We start from the raw sequence: 23,511 nt of genomic DNA, 5'->3' as shown, positions 1-23,511 counted from the left end.
CTCCTATTTCGTAAGGGTCGCAGCCATGGTCTGCAGCCTGCCGCGCACTGAAGCATCCCAGACTTTGTCACCCACCTCGACCTTGATTCCCCCGATCAGGTCGGGGTCCACGGTCACAGTGGCGTTGATCTTGCGCTTGAATCGCGAGGACAGCAGGTTCACGACCTGGCTGCGCTGCGCGTCTTCCATGGGAAAGGCCGAGCTGATCTTCGCATCCAGCTTGCCTTCGTCTTCCAGCTTGAGTTGCTCGAACAACTCGCGAATTTCCGCAAGCACTGACAACCTGCGGTTGTGCACCAGTAACTGAATCAGGTTGCGCACTACACCGTCGATGCGTTCGCCGCAGATTGCAAGCAACAATCTTTCGATATCGGCCGATGTGACCTTGGGATTAGCGATGGCCGCCTGCATCTGCGGATCCTGATAGACCGTGGCGATCAAACTCAGTGCATCAGACCAGGCCGGCAGGGCGTTGCCCTGCTTGGCAAGGCGGAATACCGCTTCAGCATAAGGCCGGGCAATAGTGGCAAGTTCGGCCATCGTCTTATCTGAACTCGGCTTCCAGACCCAACAGCAGTTGCGCGTGCGCCTTGGCATCGACCTCGCGCTTGAGGATCTTCTCCGCGCCCGTGACTGCGAGTACCGCCACTTGCGAGCGCAGCGCTTCCTTGGCACGGAAAACTTCCTGCTCGATCTCGGCCTTGGCGCCTGTAACAATGCGCTCGGCTTCGGCTTTGGCGGCGCTCTTGGCTTCTTCGACCACCGCTGCGCCGCGTTTCTCCGCCTGCGAGATAATTTCGCCCGCCTGGGCACGGGCGCGCTGCAGTTCTTCGGCTGCGCGCTTGGCGGCCAGCTCCAGGTCCTGTTTGCCGCGTTCCGCTGCAGCCAGACCTTCAGCGATCTGCCTTTGTCGCTGCTCGATGGCCCTCATGAGCGGGGGCCAGACGAACTTGATCGTGAACCAGATGAAGATCGCGAAAGCGACCGCCTGGGAGAGCATGGTTAAACCGATGTTCACGGATGTCTCCTAAACTGAAAGTTCGCCGAAATTCGGGCTCAGCGAATGACAGCAAGCAGCGGATTGCCGAACGCGAACAACATCGCGAGACCGACGCCGATGATGAACGACGCATCGATCAGGCCGAGCAACAGGAAAACCTTGGCCTGCAACGCCGGAATCATCTCGGGCTGGCGGGCAGCACCTTCCAGAAAACGGCTGCACATGATGCCCACGCCGATACATGCGCCCGCGGCACCCAGGCCGATCATCAGACCGATGCCGACACCGGTGTAGGCCTGGATCAGTGCCAGAAATTGCAGTTTTTCCATTTGGGTTTTCCTTCCTTCTCTTCAATAAAAGTGGATGACGAAATCAGTGGCTTTCATGCGCCATCGAGAGATACACGACGGTCAACATCATGAAAATGAATGCCTGCAGTACAACGATCAATATGTGAAAGATCGCCCAACCGGTGCCGAGGATCGCGCCAAATACGGCACCGACCAACCCGGTGGCAGCCCAGAGGCCCAGCAGGAGGAAGATGATTTCCCCGGCATACATGTTGCCGTAGAGCCGTAGCGAATGGGACAGCGGTTTGGAGATGTATTCAACCAGATTGAACAGAAAGTTCGCCGGCCAGAGCAGCACATGATTGCCGAAAGGCGTGCCGAACAGCTCGTGGATCCAGCCGCCGAATCCCTTGACCGCGATGCTGAAATAGATCATCAGCAGCCAGACGGACAGGGCGAGCGCGAAAGTCGTATTGACGTCGGCGGTGGGCACGCCGCGCCAGTTGTGAAGGTGCAGCACGTTTTCATAGAACCAGGCCATGAGATCCACTGGAAGGAAATCCATGGCGTTCATTAGCAGCACCCACACGAACACGGTTAGCGCCGCAGGCGCGATGAACTTGTGGCGGTCGCCGTGAAATATTCCCTTGACCTGTTCGTCCACGAATTCCACGGCGAGCTCGACAAAGGCTTGTCGCTTGTTGGGGATGCCGGCGGTTGCACCGCGCACTACCCACCAGAGAAAGCCGAGGCTCAGGACGCCGAGCAGAACCGACATCACCAGCGTGTCGACGTGCAGAACCCAAAAATCGCCTTGGCCCACCGACGATGTCATGTTCGTCAAGTGGTGCGAAATATAATCAGTGGGGGTCAGTTCGTGATCGGCAGCCATCATTATCCACTTGCTCTATACGTCGCGTACGAAAAACGCCATCGAGAATATCAGGATCGAAAAAATAAACGACCCGATGAATACGATGAGCACCACGTCCTTATATAAGGCCAGTACCAGCCAAAGCAGAATTACGGCAAGACCGATCTTGCTCGCCTCGGCCCGCAATGCTGCGACTATTGTTCCGTCGGCGGACTGCATGTTGCTCGACTGCATGACTATCGCGAAGGCCAGCCCGGCAGCGACACTGACCGACCCTCCGAGAGCCGCCGATGCCGCTCCGTGGATACCGGCCAGCAAGCCGGCAATAACTGCCAGGACCACGGTAACAACAATTTGCCAGACTAGAACGGTACGTACTGGCTTGCTCTGAATGCGCAGCATGATTGCTAGGCAAATACGACAGAGCAAACTTTTCGATTGTAAATGTTTTGACGATTTAGCGTCAACGACTCGTGGCAAATCATTTCCAGGATATCCACTTAACGCCGCAGTTTTTGAAGCACGTTTTCCAACTGGTCGAGGCTTGCGTAGTCGATGGTCAACTTGCCCCGACCGCCCCGTATTGTCTTTACAGTAACCGCCGTTCCGAGAATTTCCGACAATTCTTCCTCGAGCGCCAGAAGATCGCGGTCCTTTCTCTGCTGTTTGCGTGAGGTCTTGCGCGACGTCACTTCGGCTTGGCCAACGAGTTGCTCGGCTTCCCGCACTGACAGATTGCGGCTGATGATCTGGTGAGCCAGTTCAGCCTGGCGTAAGCCGCTAACCGCCAGAAGAGCCCGGGCATGGCCCATTTCGATCTTTCCCTGCATCAATAGATCCTGTACCGCCTTCGACAAGTTGAGCAGGCGCAACAAATTGGTGACCGCGCTGCGCGAACGACCCACCGCCTGAGCTGCGGCATCGTGCGTCATATCGAACTCATCCACCAATCGCTGAATACCTGTGGCCTCTTCAAGCGGGTTCAGGTCTTCGCGCTGGATGTTCTCTATGAGCGCCATCGCAAACGCGGATTTATCCGGGACGGCACGGATAACGACCGGTACCTGTGTCAATCCGGCCAACTGAGAGGCGCGCCAGCGCCGTTCGCCGGCGATGATTTCGTATTTGCCGTTCTCGATCGGACGCACCAGGATCGGCTGGATCAGTCCCTGAGCCTTAATCGAATCGGCCAGTTCCGCGATCGATTGAGGATCCATGCGGGTACGCGGTTGAAAGCGGCCTGGCTTCATCAGTCCGACCGGCAATTCGGTCAGCGCATCGTCGGCCCGTTCCTCATCACCTGATAGCAATGCATCGAGTCCGCGGCCCAGTCCTTTGAGTTTTGCCATTTGCATTCTTCCTAAGCACTCTTGCCGAGCATTTCGCCCGCAAGCGCAAGGTAGGCTAGCGCGCCCTTCGACTGACGGTCGAAATTGAGCACGGGGAGGCCGTGGCTTGGGGCTTCAGCGAGGCGAATATTTCGGGGAATAACGGTACGGTAGACTTTGTCGCCAAAGTGCTGCTGCAACTGATCCGACACCTGCTGCGCGAGCATATTCCGCGGGTCATACATGGTACGCAGCAAGCCCTCGATCTCGAGTCCAGGATTCAGACTGGCGCGGACTTTTTTGATTGTCTGCACCAGGTCGCTCAGTCCCTCCAGCGCGTAATACTCGCATTGCATGGGAATCATCACCGCATTAGCGGCGCAAAGGCCATTCACTGTCAGCAGATTCAGCGCCGGGGGACAATCGATCAGCACGAAATCGTATTGATCCCTGATTTCATCGAGCGCCGTTTTCAGTCGCATTTCGCGCTCCGGGAGGTCAACCATTTCGACTTCGGCGCCAGCGAGTTCGCGGTTGGCCGGAATCACGTCGAATCCCCCTCTTTGGCTGCGAAGCCGCACGACAGATATTCGCGCCTCACCGAGTAATACTTGATACACCGTCGCCTTGAGCCCGCGTTTGTCAATACCACTGCCCATGGTTGCATTGCCTTGCGGATCTATATCCACCAACAGTACCCGGCGTCCCGCTGTCGCCAGGCTGGCCGCGAGATTGATAGTGGTTGTGGTCTTGCCGACCCCACCCTTCTGGTTTGTGATTGCTAGCACACGTGCCATGCGAATCAATTCGGGGTTGTGATCGGAATAGAGCGCAAGAAAACGAGATGGCGCGACGCATCGAGTTGAGGTATTTCCAGGCGCAAGATCTTTTCCACCTTCCACGATGACGGCAACTGCGCAATCTCGTCGTTAGGATGCAATCCCTTCATCGCGATCATTACTCCATCGGATGCGCATAAATGCCCGGCTAGCTTTACAAAATCCGCCAGGTTCGAGAAGGCTCGCGAAATAACGATCTTGAACGCTTCAGGGGGCCGATACGCTTCGACTCTCTCAGTTACGACTTGCGCGGTCGCCAGCCCGAGTTCTGCAATTGCCTGCTTCAGGAATGCACCCTTCTTATGGTTCGAGTCGAACAGTGTCACGGCACGGCCGGGGCATGAGATTGCGATGGGAATACCCGGAAGCCCCGCCCCGCTACCGACGTCGACTATATTTCCGTCTGGTAAATAACTGACGACCGCAAGACTGTCGAGCACATGATGGCTCACGAGTTTTGCTTCGTCCCGGATCGCGGTGAGGTTGTATACCCGATTCCATTTGACCAACAGGTCCAGATAACTCGCGAGTTGATCCATTGCTGCTGCAGGCAATTCCAACCCCATTCCGGCGACGCCTTGCCGGAGCAAAGATACGACCTGATTCAATGATTGCTTCCTGCCTTGCGAGACAGCGCAATCTGATCATCGATCACGGAGGCGCCGAATCCGCGTTTTAAATGCACCAGCAGGAGGGATATCGCAGCAGGTGTAATGCCCGATATCCGCGCCGCCTGACCGAGCGTTTCCGGCCGCTGCTTGTTGAGTTTTTGCTGCACTTCGATCGACAAACCGCGAACCGAACGGTAATCGAGCTCCACCGGTAAGCGTGTCGTTTCGAACTGCTCCTGTCGGCTCACCTCATCGCGCTGGCGCTCTATGTATCCCTGATATTTGATTTGAATCTCGACCTGCTCGGCAGATTTGTCGTTTGACAAACAAGAGCCCGCGCCGGGCAGCGAAATCAAGTCTCGATAGTGCACGCCGGGACGCCGCAGCAATTCCTCGAATGTGTAGTCGCGTTCGAGTTTCTGACCAAACAGCACCTGCATGTTGTCGTCTGACAGCAGCTTTGTGTTCAACCAGGTCGATTTCAACCGTTCGCGCTCCAACCCGACTGCATCGCGCTTGCTCTCGAAAGCCTGCCAGCGCTCGTCGTCGACCAAACCCAGTCTCCTGCCAATTTCGGTAAGTCGCATGTCAGCATTGTCTTCGCGCAGGCACAGCCGATACTCCGCGCGACTGGTAAACATGCGATAAGGCTCCGTGACACCGCGAGTAATCAGGTCATCCACCAGCACGCCGAGGTATGCCTCATCGCGGCGGGGGCACCAGGGCTCTTTCTCCTGTACCAGGAGGGCCGCATTGAGTCCGGCAAGAAGGCCTTGGGCCGCAGCTTCTTCATATCCTGTCGTGCCATTGATCTGGCCCGCAAAAAACAATCCGCCGATCGGTTTGGTTTCAAGCGAAGACTTGAGGCCCCGCGGATCGAAATAGTCGTATTCAATTGCATATCCAGGCCGCGTTAAATGAGCGTTTTCGAGGCCCTTGATCGAATGCACCAACTCGATTTGTACATCGAACGGCAAACTCGTCGAAATGCCGTTTGGATAGACCTCGTGCGTCGTCAGTCCCTCGGGCTCGAGAAAAATCTGGTGCGATGTCTTATCGGCGAATCGGGTGATCTTGTCCTCGATTGAAGGGCAGTAACGCGGGCCAACGCCTTCTATCACCCCAGTGAACATGGGCGATCGATCAAGACCGCCACGAATTATTTCGTGAGTACCCTCATTGGTGTGCGTTATCCAGCACGGCAGCTGCCTGGGGTGCTGCTCGGCCGCGCCTAAAAACGAAAACACGGGCACTGGATCGTCGCCCGGTTGCTCGATCATGAACGAATAGTCAATGGTGCGGCCGTCGATACGGGGCGGCGTACCCGTCTTCAGGCGGCCAACCGGAAGATCGAGCTCGCGTAGCCTGCGAGCCAAACTGATCGCCGGAGGATCGCCAGCGCGTCCTGCCTGATAATTTTTAAGACCGACATGTACCAGGCCAGAGAGGAATGTTCCCGTAGTCAAAACCACTACCCGAGTTGAAAAACGGATTCCGAGCTCCGTGACGACACCGGCAATGTAGCCATTTTCAATCGTTAAATCGTCTACAGCTTGTTGAAAGATAGTCAGATTTTTGTGATTTTCCAAGCGTCGGCGAATGGCTTGGCGGTAGAGAACCCGATCAGCCTGGGCGCGTGTTGCACGGACGGCGGGGCCTTTGCTGGAATTTAAGATGCGAAATTGAATCCCTGCGTCATCGGTGGCCGCTGCCATTACACCACCCAACGCGTCTATTTCCTTGACTAAATGTCCTTTTCCAATCCCTCCAACGGAGGGATTGCAGGACATTTGTCCAAGCGTTTCGACGTTATGGGTAAGCAGCAAAGTGCGGCATCCCGCCCGTGCTGCGGCAAGCGCGGCTTCTGTGCCGGCGTGACCACCACCCACCACGATTACATCGAATGAATTGGAGTTTTGCATTGCTGAAATCCGGGAGGGCGAATCATACCGGAAACCTGGTATTGGTTTCCGGCGGTTTCACGTGGAACATCGACTTCCGTGGTTCCACGTGAAACATAGGCTGCTAAAAGGATTTCGGCAAGTCGAGAAGGACTTTGACAATCAGTATTGCAACCACGACAAGAAACACGGTTCGGATGAAGCGACTTCCTCTGCGAATCGCAAAATGAGCTCCCAGGAAACCGCCGGCAATATTGAACGCTGCCATGGGCAAAGCGACCGCATAAAGCACATTCCCAGTCACCACGAACAACGCGAGAGCGCCAAAATTGGTGGCGAGATTCAGGACTTTAGTGGTTGCAGCGGCACTTAAAAAGTCATAACCGAACAACCGCACCAAAGCAAACATCATAAGGCTGCCGGCGCCGGGACCAAAAAATCCGTCGTAGAACCCAAATACTGCAGTCGCGGCGTAAAAGCTCGTACCGCCCTGCTTCAGGGGGGCGGCCGCTTCGGGATTCTCCCCAAACTTCGGGCGCGTAAGTGTGTAAACCGCCATGCCGCTCAACAAACCCAATAGGAGCGGACGCAGGATTGCAGGATTAATAAGGGTCACAGTCTTGGCACCCGCTAAGGCACCGATAGCCGCAATGCCTGCAGCGGGAAGGACAACCTGCCACCGGATGGGAACGGACCAGCCATAGCGCAATGTCGCAATGGTGGTTCCTGTTATTGCAGAAAATTTGTTTGTTCCAAGGAGAATGGGTGGTGGCGCAGAGGGAAAAATTGCGAACAACGCGGGAACCTGTATCAAGCCCCCTCCCCCAGCCACCGCATCCACAAGCCCGGCCAGAAAAGCAAACGCGCAAAGTGCTACGACTTCCGTCACGCGTTATTTGCCGATGCAAAAGCGCGAAAAGATTTCGCCCAGCAGGTCGTCGGCGCTGAACTTGCCCGTTATATTCGCGAATGCCTGCTGGGCCAAACGCAGTTCTTCCGCCATCAATTCCAGCGAACTGGGTTCGTTCGCTGCTCGATTTAATGAAGCCTCTGCTTCGCGCAGTGCTTGAAGATGGCGTTCGCGGGCACTGAAGGTGCCTTCCTCCGTCGGCTGCCAGCCAATGCTGCGCAAAAGGGCCGTGCGCAGCAAATCTAGTCCATCACCAGTTTTTGCAGATAGCCAGATTTCGATCCTGCTCATGGTTTGAACTTCTGCAGGCGCGCGTTTTAAAATATCTATTTTATTGAAAATAATGATTTTTTTTAAACTATCTGGCAGTTCCGATAGGATCTTAAGAGCTACATCTGTGATACCTACCGTTGCATCCACTATCAGCAGAGCCAGATCCGCCTGGTGGATTTCGCGCCATGCGCGCTGAATGCCGATTTTCTCGACAGCATCCGTCGCATCCCGGAGTCCGGCTGTATCGATGACGTGCACGGGCACGCCTTCGATTGCCAGTTCGTACCGCAAAGGATCACGCGTTGTCCCGGGAATTTCCGTAACGATCGCCACTTCTTCCTCTGCGAGGCGATTGAGCAAACTCGATTTTCCAACGTTCGGCTGGCCGATTAATACGACTTTGGCGCCGTCGCGTAAAATCCTGCCCTGCTTCGCTTCGGCCAACAAAGTCGTCACTTCTGCTCGCAGGCGACCAAGTTTTTCCAGAGCGCCGGTACGTTCGAGAAAATCGATCTCTTCTTCGGGGAAATCCAGGGTCGCTTCAACGAGGGTTCGCAGTTCGATGAGCGCGTCGTTAAGTTGACCAACGCGACCCGAAAATTCACCCGCGAGCGACCGCATCGCGCCTCGCGCAGCAGCTTCCGAACTGGCGTCGATCAGATCGGCAACACTCTCCGCCTGGGCAAGATCGAGCTTGTCGTTCAGGAATGCGCGTTCAGTAAATTCACCTGGCTGCGCGGGACGCGCGCCAAGATCAAGACACCTTCTCAGGACCAACTGCAAGACTGCCAGTCCGCCATGGCCCTGCAACTCGAGCACGTCCTCGCCAGTATAAGAATGCGGAGCAGGATAAAAAATTGCAATTCCTCGATCCAGAATTCCGGATTCCGCTTCGAGAAAATCGCACAACGTCGCAACGCGCACCTGTAACGTACGACCCAGAATTGCAGCAGCAATGTTGCGAACCGCGGGTCCGGAAACACGTACCACGCCGATGCCGGCGCGCCCCGGCGCCGTTGCTATCGCGGCAATTGTGTCAGCGTGCCGCATGAGCGGATTTTGACCGCTCAATCGTGCGCGTGATCTGCCACTGCTGCGCAATGGAGAGGATGTTGTTCACCAGCCAGTAAAGCACCAGCCCGGCGGGGAAGAAGAAAAAGAACACGCTGAATGCCACCGGCATGATCTTCATGACCTTCGCCTGTACGGGATCCGGCGGAGTCGGATTCAACCAGGTTTGTATGATCATGGTCGCTCCCATCAACACCGGCAGAATGTAGTAAGGATCCTGAGCCGAGAGATCCTTGATCCACCAGATGAACGGGGCATTGCGCAATTCCACGCTCGCCAGCAGTACCCAATAGAGCGCGATAAACACCGGTATCTGGACTACGATCGGTAGACAACCACCGAGCGGGTTGATCTTCTCGGTTTTGTACATTTCAATCATTGCCTGATGCATGCGCTGGCGATCGTCGCCGTATTGTTCCTTCAATTTCTGCATCTTGGGCGCCATCACGCGCATTTTCGCCATCGACCGGTAGCTTGCTGCCGACAATGGGTAAAAGATCAGCTTGATGATCACCGTAAGCAATATGATCGACACACCCCAGTTGTTGGTCCATTTCTGGATAGCTGATAGCACCCAGAACAACGGCGTGGCAATGATTGTCAGCCAACCGTAATCCACCGTGAGATTCAGACCCCGCGAAAGCTTTGCGAGCTTGTCCTGCTCCTGGGGGCCGGCGTAAAGCCGCATATCGACCGTCGCATCGGCACCCGGAGCAATGTTGCCCGCTGGCACGATGATGCCCGCTGTGTAGAGACCGCTGTCCAGAGCGCGGGTGTAAAACTCCCGCGCGACTTCCCCGGACGGCAGCAAGGCCGCCACAAAATAATGCTGGACGATCGCTATCCAACCGTCGTTCGCATGTTTCGGGTAGTCGGTCTTGCCCTTGTCGACGTCGGAAAACGCGACCTTGCGGAATTTGGACTGGTCGGTATATACGGCAGCGCCGGTATAAGTTGGCACCATTTTGGAATCCCCTGCTGCCGGCGTGCCGTCACGCACCAACTGAAAATACGCGAACGGCTTGATTTCCGTCCCGCCTCGGTTGGAGATGTGATACGTCTCGTCGATGAGATAACTGCCGCGGTGGAACGTCAGCGTCTTGGTAACGCTGACGGCCTTTGTCCCGCTTGCCGTCAAATTGACGACCAGTTCGTCGCTCCCATCGCGCAATTCGTAGTTCGTCGCGGCGGAGCTATATACCGTCGTGTGATTCGGAAGTTCGTCGCCGATCAGCCCGCTCTGCGCCACGTAGGTATGGACAGCATCTTTCTGGAACAGGACGAAATTCTTGGATTTGTCGAGCTTGTCCTTGTGCTCGGTGAACTCGAGCCTGCGCAACGTTCCGCCCACGGGATCGATCTCCGCGATCAGAACGTCGGTGCGTACAACCAAGGGGGGCAGATTCGCTGCAGCGGGCAGCGCGACCGGGGCCGCAGAATTCGTCGGCGCGAGCGGAGCAGCCACACCTGGCGGCAACGTTGGCGAGGGCGTTGGCGCGTCGGATCGTTGCGCAGCTTGATCGGGTGTAGGGGATTGAGGGCTCCGTTCCTTGTTCCAGGCATCGAACAGCAGGAACACGGAAACGGCGAACACCATCGCCGCAAATAAACGCAGACTGTCCATTGAGGATATTTTTATATCAAGGTACCGGATCGGCTCCGCCGGGATGCCACGGATGGCACCGGAGGATCCGCCTCGTCGCCAACCACCCTCCGCGAGCTGCCCCATATTTGCCAATAGCGTTCTTGGCATACTCCGAACAGGTCGGGTAGAAACGGCAGCTGTTGCCGGTCCACGGACTCAGAAGGAGCTGGTACAGCCGGATGAAGACTAAGAGTGTTGCCCGCATCAGCAAGTTTCTCGCAGAAGCTTTTCCAGTTCATGACGGGCCGCGGGCAGATCCGACCTTCCTGCGGGCCGGCGGACTCTCACGACGACATCGACTGGACCCAGCTGATCACGCAACTGACGGAATACTTCTCGAACGGTGCGCTTCATCAGGGAACGTGTAACCGAACGCGGAGCGGTATGCCTGCCGACTACTATTCCCAGGCGGGCTTGTTCACCCGGCGGGCTATTTCTGCTCAAGACGACAAAAAATTTGCCCTGCCGTTTTGCCGCAAATGCACCGGTGAACTGCGCTCTGCCGCACAGCCTCGCCTTGCGAGGCAGCCGGGAGCGCGCCGGCTTCAGACTGCCAAACGTGCCCGTCCTTTGGCCCGGCGAGCATTGATCACAGCCCGTCCACCGCGGGTCTTCATACGCTCGAGGAAACCGTGCGTGCGTGCACGTCGGGTCTTAGAAGGTTGGTAGGTGCGCTTCATAGTTCTCTGCTCCAGTGACTGGCGGAAAAAGCGCGGTATTACACGGGTTTTCGCACATGCTTGTCAACCTCGGCGAAGAGTTACCAAGCCTGTGGATAACTTGCCGGCTTGCTGGTAAACTTCGCGATTCTGTCTAGGGGGCCATCCACGGCCGCATCCTGCAGCAAAAATCATACTCTGCGCCGATGGATAGCTTCTGGAATCATTGCCTTCGCCATTTCGAAAAAGCCCTTCCAGCGCAACAATATAAGACCTGGATTCAGCCGCTTCAGGCACACCTCGACGGTGAAAATGTCGTGGTATCCGCTCCTAACCGGTTCGTCCTGGAGTGGGTCAAGGACAAGTTTCTGGCGGATATCGAACGCCTTTCGGCGGAATACCTGCGCAAACCAGTCGACGTGGTGCTAAGCCTCAGCGAAAAATCCACGGCCGCACCGATTGAGTTGCCGGCCGGCGCTGCAGTGATCAGCGAGGCACCATCAGCCAAACCCAAGATCCGAGAGCAGACGCGGCTCAATCCCTCATTTACGTTTGATTCGTTCGTGACCGGGAAAGCCAATCAGCTTGCGCGTGCCGCTGCACTCCAGGTCGCAGAACATCCCGGGGTTGCCTACAACCCGCTCTTCGTCTACGGCGGCGTTGGCCTGGGCAAGACGCATCTGATTCAGGCTATCGGCAACATGTTGCTCGAATTCAATCCTTCAGCAAACGTGCGATACATCCACGCAGAACAATATGTTTCGGATGTTGTGCGTGCCTATCAGCACAAGGCTTTTGACGGCTTCAAAAAATATTACCACTCGCTTGATCTGCTTTTGATTGACGATATCCAGTTCTTCAACGGGAAAAATCGCACGCAAGAGGAATTTTTTTACGCATTCAATGCACTGATCGAGGCTCACAAACAAGTCATCATTACCTGCGATACCTATCCGAAAGAGATCGCCGGTATCGAAGACCGCTTAATCTCGCGTTTCGGCTGGGGTCTCACAGTTGCCATCGAGCCACCCGAGTTGGAAATGAGAGTTGCTATCCTGTTGAAAAAAGCAGAGGCCGATCGCGTGAATCTCGCCGAGGACGTCGCCTTTTTTATAGCCAATCACATCCAGTCAAATGTACGTGAACTGGAAGGTGGCCTAAAGCGCGTGCTCGCCTACGCAAAATTCGCGAACACCAAGGTTTCACTCGATCTCGCGCGAGAAGCACTGAAGGATCTGCTGGCCGTACAAGTGCGTCAAGTGTCCGTCGACAACATTCAGCGCATCGTCGCGGATTACTACAAGATCAAGGTTTCGGACATGTATTCGAAAAAGAGATCACGAACCGTTGCTCGGCCAAGGCAAATGGCGATGGCTCTGGCCAAAGAACTTACACAATTGAGCCTTCCGGATATCGGCGACGCCTTTGGCGGGCGGGATCATACAACGGTTCTTCATGCATGCCGGAAAATCGTCGCTCTTCGCGCCTGTAATCCGGAAATCGCGCGCGACTTTGTTGCACTACTGCAGACATTGCGCGGTTGATAAGCCCGGGATGAATTGTTGAGAACTTCAGAAAATTTACGAAATCAAAATTTATCCACAATTCATCCACCATCTTTACTTGACTTATACAACGTGCGATGTGCTTGGCCCATTTGATATTTATCGCTGATCTAACAGACTTGCCAAACTCTATTATTCTTATCAAGGTTTAAAGAATGAAAATCTTGGATATAGACAAGGACGTATTACTGAGACCGCTTCAAGCGGTATCGGGAATCGTGGAACGCCGGCACACGTTGCCGATCCTGTCTAACGTCATACTAGAAACTCGCGGGACCGATCTGAATCTGGTGGCTACCGACCTCGAGATTCAGATCGCGACGTCAGCGAAGCTGGACAAGGCCGGAGGCGATCATGCGGTAACCGTGTCGGCGCGCAAACTGCAGGACATACTGCGAGCTCTGCCAGGGAGTACGGCTGTGACGCTAGATGTCCAGGAAGGACGACTACAGGTCAAGGCGGGTAAAAGCAAATTCAATCTTCAGACTTTGCCGGCTCAGGATTTTCCACGGCTGGCTGAAGGCGGTTCGGCTACGGCGAGTGTAAAGTTGCCGCAAAAAGTTTTCCGCGATCTGCTGTCTCTTGTTCAATACGGCATGGCGCAGCAGGACATCCGTTATTATCTCAATGGACTGCTGCTGGTTGCGGATGGCAAACAGCTAACCATGGTAGCAACAGATGGACATCGACTGGCTTATTCATCGACAACGCTTGCAAGCGACGTCGAACGATCGGAAGTTATTATTCCAAGAAAAGCGATACTTGAGCTGGCGAAGCTCCTGGAAGACGTAGAAGAAGAAGTCGAAATTCAGTTGCTGCCGAACCAGGTTCGCTTCATCTTCGCGGGGATAGATATTGTTTCGAAGGTTGTCGACGGCAAATTCCCGGACTACACCCGCGTCATACCGACAAATTACAAGAAGCACTTTGTCATTGGCCGGATCGTGTTGCAGCAGGCGCTGCAACGCGCTTCCATATTGTCGAACGAGAAATTCCGCGGGGTGCGTTGGGTACTGACGGCGAACAGCCTGCGCATCATATGCAGCAACGCCGAACAGGAAGAGGCGGAAGAGGAACTGGCCGTGGATTACGCCGGCGAACCGCTGGATATCGGCTTCAATATCGTCTATCTGCTGGATGTCCTGAATAATCTCGATACGGAGGAGGTCGACTGTGCAGTGGGTGACGCCAACAGCAGCATGTTGATCTCGGTACCGGGCAACAAGGATTTCAAATATGTCGTGATGCCGATGCGCATCTGACCATCGTCGATCAATCTAAATGTCTTCTTCTGACTATAACTCCGACAGCATAAAGGTACTCAAAGGCCTGGAGGCAGTGCGCAAGCGACCAGGCATGTACATCGGGGATACGAGCGACGGCACCGGATTGCACCACATGGTGTTCGAAGTCCTCGACAACTCGATCGATGAGGCGTTGGCAGGATACTGCAACGAAATAAAAGTCGTCATCCATTCCGACAACTCCGTTAGCGTCGTGGATAACGGGCGCGGAATTCCCACGGGCATCCACCCGGAGGACGAAGCAGGCCGTTCGACGGCCGAGATCGTGATGACAGTGCTGCACGCCGGCGGAAAGTTCGACAGCAACAGCTACAAGATTTCCGGTGGTCTGCACGGAGTCGGCGTCTCGGTAGTCAATGCCCTTTCGGATTCGTTGAAATTGACGATTCGGCGCGACGGGCAGGTACACTCGATGGAGTTCCGCAACGGCGACCCGGTTGCACCGCTGGCTGTGGCCGGAACGACCGAGCGACGCGGTACGGAAATTCATTTTCATCCCAGCCCCGAGGTTTTCGGCAACATCGAGTTCCACTACGACATCCTGGCAAAGCGACTGCGTGAACTGTCGTTCCTGAACAACGGTGTCCGCATTGAATTGCAGGATCAGCGCACGGGGAAAGAGGAAGTATTCGCTTTCGCGGGAGGCGTCAAGGGCTTCGTCGAATACATCAACAGGTCGAAAACCGTTTTGCATTCGAATATTTTCCACGCAGTCCTCGAGCAGGAAGGCATCGGCGTCGAAGTGGCCATGCAATGGAACGATTCATATCAGGAATCCGTTCTATGTTTCACAAACAATATTCCGCAGCGCGATGGCGGCACGCATCTGACGGCTCTGCGAGCGGCGATGACGCGTACGCTCAATCAGTACATCGAAGCCAACGAACTGGCCAAAAGAGCGAAAGTGGAAACCACTGGCGACGACATGCGGGAAGGGCTCACCTGCATTCTTTCTGTGAAGCTGCCCGATCCGAAGTTCTCATCGCAGACAAAAGACAAGCTGGTGTCATCCGAGGTACGCCCGGCCGTCGAGGACGCGATATCGCAAACGCTGCATGACTGGCTTCTCGAAAAGCCGGCCGATGCGAAAGTTATCGTCAGCAAAATCATCGATGCGGCGCGTGCACGTGAGGCCGCGCGCAAGGCACGCGAAATGACGCGCCGCAAAGGCGTGCTCGAGGGATTTGGCTTGCCGGGGAAACTGGCCGATTGCCAGGAAAAAGATCCGGCCTTATGTGAGCTCTATCTAGTCGAAGGGGATTCCGCGGGCGGTTCCGCTAAACAGGGACGCGATCGCAAGTTTCAGGCGATCCTGCCGCTGAAAGGCAAGATCCTGAATGTCGAACGCGCTCGCTTCGACAAGCTGGTGTCATCGCAAGAGATTGCAACTCTGATTACCGCGCTGGGCACCAGCATCGGCAAGGACGATTACAAGCCCGAGAAACTTCGTTACCACCGTATCATCATCATGACCGACGCCGATGTCGATGGATCTCACATCCGAACGTTGTTGCTGACATTCTTCTATCGACAGATGCCCGATCTGGTCGAACGCGGCCATATCTACATTGCCCAGCCGCCGCTTTACAAAGTGAAGCATGGCAAGGAAGAGCGTTATCTCAAAGATGATCACGAGTTGAAGGAATATCTGCTGCGACTGGCGCTGAAAGATGCCGAACTCAATCCTGGGGGTGACCGTCCTGCGCTGGCCAATGAAGCGCTGGAAGAAGTCGCGCGTTCCTATATTCTCGCCGAAGCGGTGATCGAGCGGCTTGGCAAGCGTATCGATCCTGTCATCCTGGCGGCTTTACTGAAAGATCCTGAAATCAGTCTTGCAGATGCCGCTGCCGCCCAGCAGTCAGCGCAGCGGCTGATGGCGTTGTGTCGCACTGCGGGCCTGGTAATCGAGCCCCACTACGACCAGAAGAACGAGACCCATGTGCTGGCGATCAAACGCATGCAGCACGGTAACCTGCGAGTGGGCTATCTGGACAACGACTTCCTCGGTAGTGGCGACTATATCCAGATCAAGCAGACGGCCCAAGTTCTTCAGGGCCTGCTCGGCCAGGGCGCCTTCGTCAAGCGCGGCGAGCATGAACAACGGATTACCGAGTTCAAGGAAGCGCTGGACTGGTTGCTCGAAGAAGTGAAGAAGGGCGTTTCGATCCAGCGTTACAAGGGACTGGGCGAAATGAATCCGGAGCAATTATGGGAAACCACCATGGATCCGACATCGCGGCGCCTGTTAAGGACGCAGATCGAGGACGCCATTACTGCGGACGAGATTTTTACGACGCTGATGGGCGACATGGTTGAACCTCGTCGCGCGTTCATTGAAACCAACGCGCTCGGGGTACGCAACCTCGACGTCTGACGCCAGGCCTCAGGTGGACTTGCGTTTGCCGCCTTTGGCAGCCGGCTTTTTCTTTGCCGTACTCTTTGTAGATTTGTCCGGTTTTGCGGATTTTGTCGGCTTCCTCGATTTCGCGGGTTTTCCGGACTTCGCCGTCTTTGCCGAAAGCAATTCGAGGGCCTCTTCGAGCGTGATCTTGGCCGGGTCGATGGATGCGGGAATAGTCGCGTTGATCTTGCCGTATTTCACATAGGGACCGTAGCGACCGCTGTGTACCGACACCGACCTTTTGTCATCCGGATGTGCACCCAGCGATCTACCGCCACCGCCTGTCGCTTTCTTTTCCGCCAGCAGTTCGATTGCTCGCGTCAGCGGAATGTCATGGACGCTCTCGGCCTTGGGGATCGATTTGAACATGCCGTCATGTTTCACATACGGACCAAAGCGGCCTATATTGGCCTCGACTGGCTTGCCTGACTCCGGATGATCTCCAAGCTTGCGGGGGAGAGCGAGCATTTTCAGCGCGGTATCCAGATCGGCCGAGGCTACGGGAATGCTTTTCGGCCAGGCCGCGCGTTTGGGTTTTTGAGTCTTGTCTTCCGGCGTGGGGCCTAACTGCACGTAAAAGCCGTAGGGCCCCTTCAACAGCAGAATATCCATTTCCGTTACGGGATCTTTGCCGAGGACAGTTGGACCTGCCGGCTGATCTCCCCACGGACGGGTATAGTCGCAATCCGGATAGCCGCAGCAGCCGACAAATAGCCCGCGCCGACTGTTCTGCAAAAATAACTGTTTCCCACACTTGGGACAGGCTTCTTCCATCGGGCTCCCGCGAGCGACTTTCTCCTTGGATTTCAGGGTGCGGGCGAAATCCTTCCAGAACTCTTTCAGCACCGGCACCCACTCGCGGTCACCGTTGGAGATCTCGTCAAGTTCTTCTTCCAGGCGTGCGGTGAAGCCGTAGTCCACGTAATGATTGAAGTGAGACGTCAGAAAGCCGTTCACCAGCCTGCCGATATCCGTCGGCATGAAACGTTTTTTCTCAAGCAAAGCGTAACCACGATCCTGAAGCGTCGAAATGATGCTCGCGTAAGTGGAGGGCCTGCCGATGCCGAATTCCTCCAACGTCTTCACCAGACTCGCTTCCGTGTAACGTGGCGGCGGCTGGGTGAAATGTTGTTCGCCGAATACGCGATCGACGGGAACCGATTCCTTTTCCTCGAGCAGCGGCAATCTGGCTTCCTCTTCCTGCTCGACGTCATCCGCGTCCTCCAGGTACACGGCCATGAAGCCGGGAAACACCAGGATTTGTCCGCTGGCGCGGAATAACGTATCGGCGCGGCCGGCAGCCAGATCCACCGAGGTTGTATTATATTTTGCAGGCGTCATCTGGCAGGAAAGCGTGCGCTTCCAGATCATTTCATAGAGCGCGGCCTGATCGGCGGTGAGGTACTTGCGGATGGCGTCCGGCGTGCGCTCGATTGAAGTCGGACGGATCGCTTCGTGCGCCTCCTGTGCATTCTTGGATTTGTTGCGATATTCGATTGCCGCTGGCGGCAGGTAATCAGGCTCGAACTTTTTCTTGATGTAGTTGCGAATATCGACCAAAGCTTCGTTCGCAAGTGCCAGCGAGTCGGTACGCATGTAAGTGATCAATCCGACTGTGCCGCCGTCGATGTCTACGCCCTCGTAAAGCTGTTGGGCGGTACTCATGGCACCCCGGGTGGTCATGCCAAGCTTGCGTACCGCCTCCTGCTGCAGCGTAGATGTCGTGAATGGCGGCGCCGGCTGCCGGCTCTTGGGTTTGCGCTCGACCCTGACGACTTTGGCCGAGCCCTTTGCGGTCTTCTCGACATCGGCAATGACTTTGCGGTGCTCGTCTTCACTAACGATCGAAAACTGCTCGATCTTCTCGCCGCGGTATTGGACGAGTCGCGCGCTGAACTTCTGTTTTCCCTTGTGGCTGTCGAGGTGTAAAGACCAGTACTCGCGGCTCTTGAAATTCTCGATCTCGTGTTCACGCTCAACGATCAGCCGCAATGCGGGACTCTGCACCCGGCCAGCAGACAGGCTGGGGCCGATCTTTTTCCACAGCAGGGGCGATAAATTGAAACCGACCAGATGGTCGAGGGCCCTGCGAGCCTGCTGTGCATTCACCAGCGGCATGGAAATGCTGCGAGGGTCGGCAACGGCATCCTTGACTGCGGACTCCGTGATCTCGTAGAACACGACCCTGTGCAGCTTCTTGTTCTTCAGCAGTTTCTTGCTTTTCAGGATTTCCGCGAGATGCCAGGCGATGGCTTCACCCTCGCGATCCGGGTCGGTCGCGAGGTAAATGTTGCTGGCCTTGGCGACCGCTTTCGTGATCGCATCGACATGCTTCTTGTTTTTCTCCACCAGCGCGTAGCGCATGCGGAAATCGTCGCTGGGGTCTACTGCGCCTTCCTTCGCTTCCAGATCGCGTACGTGACCATAGGACGCGACGATTTCGAAGCCGCGGCCAAGATATTTCTTCAGAGTCTTTGCCTTGGAAGGGGACTCTACGATCAACAGACTTTGGGACATTGAACTTCCGGCCAGGAAAGGAGGCGGAATGATAAGAACTTGGTGGCGCCGGAGCAAGCGCCGCGATTGACGGACCTACTTCCTTCTATTGCTCTATTGCAGGTAGCGTTCCTGGTTTGGAGAAATCAATTCTTCCAGAACCAGCGAGTCCAGCGTCTCGTTCTGGTTCCACAACACCATCAATACGATAAGTTTGACCTTGTCCAAGTCTACCGCAGGTTCGTCCAGTGCTACCACGCGTTCGATGATGAGTTCGCGTTGTAATACGCTGATGACACCCGCGCTTTCAAGGAAAAGAAGAAAGCCGCGAGCCTCTGCCGTAAGCGTGCTCAGTTCCGGTTCTATGTAGAACCGGAAGCCTTTGCTGGGGATGGAGTTGGAACGGGTACTGCTCTTGCCTATGCGTTCGAGGCCGCTTAGCCAGGTCAGTGCTTGCGAGATGTCTCGGCTATCGAAGCCCGCCGCAGAAAGGCGTTTGGAAAGAGTTGCTTGATCGGGATAGGTGCCGGCATGGAAATAATTTTCGAACAGGAAGACGAGTATGTCAAACATGAGCCCCTGTCTGGAGGTATGGACGCCCCTCACGCTAGCGCACGCGCTGGAACTTACCGCCCGGAAGGCGACTTACGACGCCTTCGAGTTCCAGTGTCAACAGCATCGCCGATGCAGTATCCGGCGTCAAGCCGCTGCGCTGACACAGGGTGTCGAGATCGAGCGGATCGAAACCTAGCGCGGCAAGCAGGAGATTGTCAGGCACGACTTCATCGTCCGTTGCGATTGTCGTGCCCCGGTCGTGAACCGCGGTGCCGAGTTCTTCGAGAATGTCCTGGCTGCTTTCCGCCAGCTTTGCGCCTTGCTTGATGAGCAGGTGGCAGCCTTTCGAAAGGGGTGAATGAATGGATCCCGGGATGGCAAACACCTCGCGACCCTGCTCGAGAGCATAGCGCGCGGTGATCAGCGAACCGCTCTTAAGCGCCGCTTCCACCACCAAGCAACCGCGCGACAGGCCGCTGATCAACCGGTTGCGGCGCGGGAAATTGGATGCAAGCGCTGGTGTACCCAACACGAATTCGGACACCAGGGCGCCTTCCTCGGCAAGCCGGTGTGCCAGATCGCGATTGCGTGCGGGGTAAACGATATCGAGGCCGGTACCGACTACGGCGATCGACGAAGACGATGCGGCGAGGCCACCAGAGTGCGCGGCGGCGTCGATGCCAACAGCCAGGCCGCTGATGATGGTAAATCCGCCTTCGGATAATTCACGGGAGAAAGCTTCTGCGTTGGAGCGGCCTTGCTGGGTTGCATTTCGGCTTCCCACCACGGCCAGCGATGCGCGGTCCAGCAGAGCGGGATTGCCTTTCACGTACAGCACAGGAGGTGGATCGGTAATTTCCAGCAGTAGCCTGGGATAGGCATCGTCGGCAAAAGTAACAAACTGATTGGCGGGATCCTCCAGCCAACGCTGGGTCACATCGAGACGTTCCGGATCGGGACCGCGTGCAATGGCCGCGGCGACATCATCCGAAACTATGCGAGCCAGAGTCGCACGATCAGCAGCGCAAATGCTCTCGGGTGTCAATAGCGCGGCGAGCAGCTTGCGGAAGCCGGTGGGGGTCAGCTCGGGAATCAACCCGAGCCTGAGCCAGGCGAGAGTCTCCTGGTCCGGCGACATGCGCCGCGAAAAAGTTACGGAGTCTGAACTACGTCGAGCACATTGACCGGACGCGTGGAATTCATTACCAGCGCGTAGGAAACTTTCTCGAATACGCGGAATATGAATACCATCCCATAGCGCTCCGCCGGAAGCCTCAGCTTCTCCTTCGGGTCGACCGCATTTGCCGGTGTCACCGATGGGCGATCGCGATATAGCGCCAGGACGTGGCCGATCTCCATGCCCTCGCGGCTGCCGCGATTGATGATCACCACGTGCAGGGATCCGATTTCCGATACGCTGCCGTCCGGACCGGCAATCACGCGACCCTTGATCGAACTGCCGGGTGCGTGCGGCGCATAGGACAACGATTGAGGGGGCGGTGCTTTGGCCAGCCGATCGCCGGGAGCAATTTCTTGCGTCGCCTTGGTCAGCAAGACCGTGCTGACTTCACCGAATTCGCTGATTTGCGCATCTCCAAGATAAATTGCTTCCCGACCGAGCAGTTCCTTGGTGTCGGGATCGGTCAGCGTGCGTCCGGGACGGTAAACACTCCAGCCCGCATTCTCCTCCCAAACCACACCCTTGGCGAAGGCGGTGTCGCCTGCCGACAGGACGACGCGATTTTCAGGACCTGCAACCAGCGTCGGCGCTGTATTCAGTTCCTGTTCCCCCACTACCAGGGGTTTAACGAGGAAAGCCTGGATGGCAGAGGTCGGGATACTCGATATGGCCCCGTTAGCCAGCGCCTGCTTGCGGATAGTCGGGCTCAACTTGGCGTCCATCAACCGCCACTCGGATTCGCTGCCGTCGTGGCCGTTTCCACCGACGCCATCCTTGTGCAATCGGGGTGTCTTTCCGGTGAAATCGAGCACGACCACATCGCCTGGGTAGATCCAGTGAGGATTCTTGATCTCCTCCTTGTTCAAACCCCAAACATCGGGCCATCGCCAGGGATCCTTGAGAAATCTGGCGGAAATGCCCCATAACGTATCGCCCTTGACCACCACATAGCGGTCAGGCACGTTCTCGGCGAGCTTGATTTCGTCCGCTATCGTACTGCCGGAGGTCCAGGCAGCCGCCAGCAGTAGCAGAGATATAATTGATTTGCCCATCTCAGGCCCCCATTTCTGTCGATCCGGAATTGCGTCCCACGCCAGCGCCGGCAGCAGAGCGGGCGCCCGATTCGATACTTTGGATTAAATTCTGCATCTAGTTTATTAAATTAGCAAGCAATTATGGCAATACTACCGATCATCCACTACCCTGATCCCCGATTGCACAAAATAGCTACACCGGTGACTGTCGTGGACGAAAGCATCCGCAAGCTGGTGCGGGATATGGCGGATACCATGTATTCCGCCCCTGGGATCGGACTTGCGGCTACCCAGGTCGATGTTCACAAGCAGATCATCATTATCGATATTTCCGATACCCACGATCAGTTACTGGTCCTGATCAACCCGAAAATTCTCGACTCACGGGGGCAGGCGGATTGCGAGGAAGGCTGTCTGTCGGTCCCGGGCATTTTCGAGAAAGTGACCCGTGCCGAATGGGTGAAAGTGCAGGCTCTCGGCATCGACGGCAAGCCCTTCCAGGTCGAAAGCGACGGCCTGCTCGCGGTTTGCATCCAGCACGAAATAGATCACCTGAAAGGCAAGGTCTTCGTCGAGTACCTGTCGCAACTCAAGCAGAAACGCATTGTCGGCAAGCTGAGGAAGCAGCAACGGCAAACTCTCTGATGCGCATCGTGTTCGCAGGCACGCCGGCGTTTGCAGCCGTGGCATTGCAGGCGCTGGTCGACGCCCGTTTCGATGTCGTGCTGGTGCTTACTCAGCCGGACCGTCCGGCGGGACGCGGGCTTCGCGAGTCGCCCAGCGACGTGAAACAGCTGGCATTGCGTCACGGCCTGCCCTTGGCCCAGCCGCGAACATTGCGCGACGAAGAAATCATGGCGCAGCTTCGCTCGACCGCCGCGCGGGCAATGGTGGTAGCGGCCTATGGCCTGATCCTGCCGAACGCAATCCTCGATCTTTTCCCTGCCGGTTGCATCAATATTCACGCGTCGCTGCTGCCGCGCTGGCGCGGGGCTGCGCCGATCCAGCGTGCAATACTCGCCGGCGATCGCGAAACCGGGATCTCCATCATGCGTATGGAACAAGGACTGGATACCGGCCCGGTTTATCTCACCAGGACCATTCCGATCCTGCCCGACAACGATGCAGGATCTTTGCATGACCGACTCGCCGCGCTGGGCGCATGCTGCATTGTAGAAGCGCTTCCTCAAATTGCGGATGGTACGCTCGCACCTGCGCCGCAGCCAAGCGACGGCATTACCTACGCGCACAAGATCACCAAATCTGAAGCGGCGATCGACTGGCAGCGCGACTCGCTGGAAGTGGGTCGCCAGGTTCGCGCCTTCAATCCTTTTCCCGGCGCTTTCAGCCTGCTCAGAAGCGAAACGGTAAAAATATGGCATGGCCTCGCCATCGCCGGCGGACAGGGTGTGCCCGGCGAAATTCTAAGTTGCGGACCGCACGGGATCGACGTCGCCTGCGGCAACGGGACGCTGAAAATAACGGAGCTGCAAAGAGCAGGCAGTAGGCGACTGCCGGCTGCGGATTTCCTGCGCGGTTTGTCGATCGAGCCGGGCGAGCGTTTCGCTTCCTGAG

At 56.3% G+C, this 23,511-nt stretch carries 24 protein-coding genes; 5 read left to right on the top strand and 19 right to left on the bottom strand.

The features are described 5' to 3' along the window. Nucleotides 1-3 precede the first annotated feature (3 nt). The 15 genes from HY067_12320 to rpmH all read right to left on the bottom strand — a co-directional run bounded on the left by HY067_12320 (nt 4) and on the right by rpmH (nt 11,422). Nucleotides 4-540 (bottom strand): F0F1 ATP synthase subunit delta, encoded by a 537-nt coding sequence (locus HY067_12320; GenBank protein MBI3528742.1) that lies wholly within the window; start codon nt 538-540, stop codon nt 4-6. A 4-nt stretch (nt 541-544) separates the two neighbouring features. Continuing rightward, nucleotides 545-1,018, bottom strand: a complete 474-nt coding sequence (locus tag HY067_12315; protein ID MBI3528741.1) for a F0F1 ATP synthase subunit B — start codon at nt 1,016-1,018, stop codon at nt 545-547. 38 nt (nt 1,019-1,056) lie between these two features. Then, nucleotides 1,057-1,329: a F0F1 ATP synthase subunit C gene (atpE, locus tag HY067_12310; protein MBI3528740.1), complete on the bottom strand. Its 273-nt coding sequence runs from the start codon at nt 1,327-1,329 to the stop codon at nt 1,057-1,059. A 43-nt stretch (nt 1,330-1,372) separates the two neighbouring features. Continuing rightward, entirely contained in the window at nt 1,373-2,182 is an 810-nt protein-coding gene (gene atpB, locus HY067_12305; protein ID MBI3528739.1) for a F0F1 ATP synthase subunit A, read from the bottom strand. Nucleotides 2,183-2,197: 15 nt separating this feature from the next. Then, complete coding sequence (locus HY067_12300) at nt 2,198-2,566, bottom strand: ATP synthase subunit I (GenBank protein MBI3528738.1); 369 nt, start codon at nt 2,564-2,566, stop codon at nt 2,198-2,200. Between the two features lie 98 nt (nt 2,567-2,664). After that, on the bottom strand, nt 2,665-3,519 hold the full coding sequence (locus HY067_12295; GenBank protein ID MBI3528737.1) for a ParB/RepB/Spo0J family partition protein: 855 nt from the start codon (nt 3,517-3,519) through the stop codon (nt 2,665-2,667). 5 nt (nt 3,520-3,524) lie between these two features. Further along, nucleotides 3,525-4,289, bottom strand: coding sequence for a ParA family protein (locus HY067_12290; GenBank protein MBI3528736.1), 765 nt, complete (start codon nt 4,287-4,289; stop codon nt 3,525-3,527). Nucleotides 4,290-4,294: 5 nt separating this feature from the next. Next, complete coding sequence (rsmG, locus tag HY067_12285) at nt 4,295-4,897, bottom strand: 16S rRNA (guanine(527)-N(7))-methyltransferase RsmG (GenBank protein ID MBI3528735.1); 603 nt, start codon at nt 4,895-4,897, stop codon at nt 4,295-4,297. 38 nt (nt 4,898-4,935) lie between these two features. Continuing rightward, entirely contained in the window at nt 4,936-6,864 is a 1,929-nt protein-coding gene (gene mnmG, locus HY067_12280; GenBank protein MBI3528734.1) for a tRNA uridine-5-carboxymethylaminomethyl(34) synthesis enzyme MnmG, read from the bottom strand. A 103-nt stretch (nt 6,865-6,967) separates the two neighbouring features. Continuing rightward, on the bottom strand, nt 6,968-7,732 hold the full coding sequence (locus HY067_12275; protein ID MBI3528733.1) for a TSUP family transporter: 765 nt from the start codon (nt 7,730-7,732) through the stop codon (nt 6,968-6,970). A gap of 3 nt (nt 7,733-7,735) precedes the next feature. Further along, nucleotides 7,736-9,076 carry a tRNA uridine-5-carboxymethylaminomethyl(34) synthesis GTPase MnmE gene (gene mnmE / locus HY067_12270; protein ID MBI3528732.1) on the bottom strand — a complete coding sequence of 447 codons (1,341 nt, stop codon included), beginning with the start codon at nt 9,074-9,076 and terminating at the stop codon, nt 7,736-7,738. Then, entirely contained in the window at nt 9,063-10,721 is a 1,659-nt protein-coding gene (gene yidC, locus HY067_12265) for a membrane protein insertase YidC (protein ID MBI3528731.1), read from the bottom strand. The genes mnmE and yidC overlap by 14 nt, the downstream gene beginning before the upstream one ends. Nucleotides 10,722-10,737: 16 nt before the next feature. Next, a complete protein-coding gene (yidD, locus tag HY067_12260) occupies nt 10,738-10,947 on the bottom strand; it encodes a membrane protein insertion efficiency factor YidD (protein ID MBI3528730.1) in 210 nt (69 codons plus the stop codon). Next, entirely contained in the window at nt 10,947-11,291 is a 345-nt protein-coding gene (gene rnpA / locus HY067_12255; GenBank protein ID MBI3528729.1) for a ribonuclease P protein component, read from the bottom strand. Before rnpA ends, yidD begins: the two co-directional genes overlap by 1 nt. Next, the gene (gene rpmH, locus HY067_12250; protein MBI3528728.1) at nt 11,288-11,422 is read right to left on the bottom strand and encodes a 50S ribosomal protein L34; all 135 of its coding nucleotides are present in this window, start codon (nt 11,420-11,422) and stop codon (nt 11,288-11,290) included. The genes rnpA and rpmH overlap by 4 nt, the downstream gene beginning before the upstream one ends. A 185-nt stretch (nt 11,423-11,607) precedes the next feature. On the opposite strand from rpmH, the gene dnaA reads away from it, so the two are divergent. The 3 genes from dnaA (at nt 11,608) to gyrB (ending at nt 16,644) form a co-directional block, all read left to right on the top strand. Then, nucleotides 11,608-12,945 (top strand): chromosomal replication initiator protein DnaA, encoded by a 1,338-nt coding sequence (gene dnaA, locus HY067_12245; protein ID MBI3528727.1) that lies wholly within the window; start codon nt 11,608-11,610, stop codon nt 12,943-12,945. 176 nt (nt 12,946-13,121) lie between these two features. Next, nucleotides 13,122-14,228 (top strand): DNA polymerase III subunit beta, encoded by a 1,107-nt coding sequence (locus HY067_12240; protein ID MBI3528726.1) that lies wholly within the window; start codon nt 13,122-13,124, stop codon nt 14,226-14,228. Between the two features lie 19 nt (nt 14,229-14,247). Then, nucleotides 14,248-16,644 carry a DNA topoisomerase (ATP-hydrolyzing) subunit B gene (gene gyrB, locus HY067_12235; GenBank protein MBI3528725.1) on the top strand — a complete coding sequence of 799 codons (2,397 nt, stop codon included), beginning with the start codon at nt 14,248-14,250 and terminating at the stop codon, nt 16,642-16,644. A gap of 9 nt (nt 16,645-16,653) precedes the next feature. Here the strand turns inward: gyrB and topA are convergent, their stop codons facing one another. The 4 genes from topA to HY067_12215 all read right to left on the bottom strand — a co-directional run bounded on the left by topA (nt 16,654) and on the right by HY067_12215 (nt 21,954). After that, complete coding sequence (topA, locus tag HY067_12230; protein MBI3528724.1) at nt 16,654-19,188, bottom strand: type I DNA topoisomerase; 2,535 nt, start codon at nt 19,186-19,188, stop codon at nt 16,654-16,656. A gap of 93 nt (nt 19,189-19,281) precedes the next feature. Then, nucleotides 19,282-19,740, bottom strand: coding sequence for a DUF494 domain-containing protein (locus HY067_12225; GenBank protein MBI3528723.1), 459 nt, complete (start codon nt 19,738-19,740; stop codon nt 19,282-19,284). A 34-nt stretch (nt 19,741-19,774) separates the two neighbouring features. Then, nucleotides 19,775-20,860, bottom strand: coding sequence for a DNA-protecting protein DprA (gene dprA, locus HY067_12220; GenBank protein MBI3528722.1), 1,086 nt, complete (start codon nt 20,858-20,860; stop codon nt 19,775-19,777). A gap of 14 nt (nt 20,861-20,874) precedes the next feature. Further along, nucleotides 20,875-21,954: a LysM peptidoglycan-binding domain-containing protein gene (locus tag HY067_12215; protein MBI3528721.1), complete on the bottom strand. Its 1,080-nt coding sequence runs from the start codon at nt 21,952-21,954 to the stop codon at nt 20,875-20,877. Between the two features lie 123 nt (nt 21,955-22,077). On the opposite strand from HY067_12215, the gene def reads away from it, so the two are divergent. Together def and HY067_12205 are read left to right on the top strand one after the other, a co-directional pair. Further along, nucleotides 22,078-22,581: a peptide deformylase gene (gene def / locus HY067_12210; protein MBI3528720.1), complete on the top strand. Its 504-nt coding sequence runs from the start codon at nt 22,078-22,080 to the stop codon at nt 22,579-22,581. Next, the gene (locus HY067_12205; GenBank protein MBI3528719.1) at nt 22,581-23,510 is read left to right on the top strand and encodes a methionyl-tRNA formyltransferase; all 930 of its coding nucleotides are present in this window, start codon (nt 22,581-22,583) and stop codon (nt 23,508-23,510) included. The genes def and HY067_12205 overlap by 1 nt, the downstream gene beginning before the upstream one ends. Nucleotide 23,511 lies beyond the last annotated feature (1 nt).

The organism is Betaproteobacteria bacterium, assembly GCA_016194905.1.
Lineage (GTDB): Bacteria > Pseudomonadota > Gammaproteobacteria > Burkholderiales > JACQAP01 > JACQAP01.
This window is presented reverse-complemented; position numbering and strand designations above follow the sequence as displayed.

Bases quoted from the DNA above. Each gene is read 5' to 3' on its own strand.
- rpmH (MBI3528728.1), bottom strand. From the start codon at position 11,422: ATGAAGCGCACCTACCAACCTTCTAAGACCCGACGTGCACGCACGCAC.
- HY067_12225 (MBI3528723.1), bottom strand. From the start codon at position 19,740: ATGTTTGACATACTCGTCTTCCTGTTCGAAAATTATTTCCATGCCGGC.
- HY067_12240 (MBI3528726.1), top strand. From the start codon at position 13,122: ATGAAAATCTTGGATATAGACAAGGACGTATTACTGAGACCGCTTCAA.
- yidC (MBI3528731.1), bottom strand. From the start codon at position 10,721: ATGGACAGTCTGCGTTTATTTGCGGCGATGGTGTTCGCCGTTTCCGTG.
- HY067_12300 (MBI3528738.1), bottom strand. From the start codon at position 2,566: ATGCTGCGCATTCAGAGCAAGCCAGTACGTACCGTTCTAGTCTGGCAA.
- atpB (MBI3528739.1), bottom strand. From the start codon at position 2,182: ATGGCTGCCGATCACGAACTGACCCCCACTGATTATATTTCGCACCAC.
- HY067_12215 (MBI3528721.1), bottom strand. From the start codon at position 21,954: ATGGGCAAATCAATTATATCTCTGCTACTGCTGGCGGCTGCCTGGACC.
- rsmG (MBI3528735.1), bottom strand. From the start codon at position 4,897: ATGGGGTTGGAATTGCCTGCAGCAGCAATGGATCAACTCGCGAGTTAT.
- def (MBI3528720.1), top strand. From the start codon at position 22,078: ATGGCAATACTACCGATCATCCACTACCCTGATCCCCGATTGCACAAA.
- mnmE (MBI3528732.1), bottom strand. From the start codon at position 9,076: ATGCGGCACGCTGACACAATTGCCGCGATAGCAACGGCGCCGGGGCGC.
- mnmG (MBI3528734.1), bottom strand. From the start codon at position 6,864: ATGCAAAACTCCAATTCATTCGATGTAATCGTGGTGGGTGGTGGTCAC.
- yidD (MBI3528730.1), bottom strand. From the start codon at position 10,947: ATGCGGGCAACACTCTTAGTCTTCATCCGGCTGTACCAGCTCCTTCTG.
- topA (MBI3528724.1), bottom strand. From the start codon at position 19,188: ATGTCCCAAAGTCTGTTGATCGTAGAGTCCCCTTCCAAGGCAAAGACT.
- HY067_12205 (MBI3528719.1), top strand. From the start codon at position 22,581: ATGCGCATCGTGTTCGCAGGCACGCCGGCGTTTGCAGCCGTGGCATTG.
- HY067_12290 (MBI3528736.1), bottom strand. From the start codon at position 4,289: ATGGCACGTGTGCTAGCAATCACAAACCAGAAGGGTGGGGTCGGCAAG.
- HY067_12320 (MBI3528742.1), bottom strand. From the start codon at position 540: ATGGCCGAACTTGCCACTATTGCCCGGCCTTATGCTGAAGCGGTATTC.
- gyrB (MBI3528725.1), top strand. From the start codon at position 14,248: ATGTCTTCTTCTGACTATAACTCCGACAGCATAAAGGTACTCAAAGGC.
- atpE (MBI3528740.1), bottom strand. From the start codon at position 1,329: ATGGAAAAACTGCAATTTCTGGCACTGATCCAGGCCTACACCGGTGTC.
- dprA (MBI3528722.1), bottom strand. From the start codon at position 20,860: ATGTCGCCGGACCAGGAGACTCTCGCCTGGCTCAGGCTCGGGTTGATT.
- dnaA (MBI3528727.1), top strand. From the start codon at position 11,608: ATGGATAGCTTCTGGAATCATTGCCTTCGCCATTTCGAAAAAGCCCTT.
- HY067_12295 (MBI3528737.1), bottom strand. From the start codon at position 3,519: ATGCAAATGGCAAAACTCAAAGGACTGGGCCGCGGACTCGATGCATTG.